Source organism: Butyricicoccus sp. AF35-5AC, assembly GCF_003477715.1.
GTDB classification, from domain to species: Bacteria; Bacillota; Clostridia; order Oscillospirales; family Butyricicoccaceae; genus Agathobaculum; species Agathobaculum butyriciproducens.
This window is the reverse complement of the sequence record NZ_QUDX01000045.1, coordinates 1-823: the sequence shown is the minus strand read 5'-3', so window position 1 is coordinate 823 and position 823 is coordinate 1. Positions and strand designations below refer to the sequence as shown.

The window sequence follows — 823 nt, the reverse complement described above, 5'->3', positions numbered from 1 at the left end:
TCCACCGACTTTATGGACGTTATCAACAATCCTGAGGTAGACGTAGTATTCGTTTGCTCCTCCACTGACACGCACTGCGATGTTTCCATGGCAGCAGTTCAGGCTGGCAAGCACGTATTCTGCGAGAAGCCGATCGACTATGATATCGACAAGATCAAGAAGCTGCTCGCACTCGTTGAGGAGAAGGGCGTGAAGTTCCAGGTAGGCTTCAACCGCCGCTTCGACCACAACCACAAGGCAGTTGCAGACGCAGTTAAGGACGGCACGATCGGCGATCCGCATATCGTTATCGTTTCCTCCCGTGACCCGGAGCCGCCCCCGGCTTCCTACGTTGCAGTTTCCGGCGGTATCTTCTACGATATGATGATCCACGACTTCGATATGGTTCGCTACGTAACCGGTTCCGAGGCTGTTGAGATCTCCGCTGTTGGTTCCTGCCTCGTTAACCCGAACCTGCAGGAAGAGTCCGGCATTCCGGACGTTGACACCGCTGTTGTTACCATGAAGATGGCTAACGGCTGCATCGCTGTTATCAACAACTCCCGTCAGGCAGTTTACGGCTACGACCAGCGCGTTGAGGCGTTCGGCTCTAAGGGCATGGCTTCCGATGCCAACGACCTGCTGAACACCACCACCGTACTGACCAAGGACGGCGCTCACTCCGAGAAGCCGCTGTGGTTCTTCCTCGAGCGTTACAACCAGGCATTCATCAACCAGGTTATCTCCTTCGTTGATGCAATCAACAACGATACCCAGACTGTTGTCGGCGCTATCGACGGCCTGCGTCCGGTTCTCATGGCTAAGGCTGCTACCGAGTCCTGCC

General features: G+C 55.3%; 1 protein-coding gene. It reads left to right on the top strand.

Annotated features, from left to right (window positions below):
* A partial coding sequence (gene iolG / locus DWZ82_RS14925) for an inositol 2-dehydrogenase (protein WP_118481409.1) occupies positions 1-823 on the top strand: 823 nt, incomplete at both ends.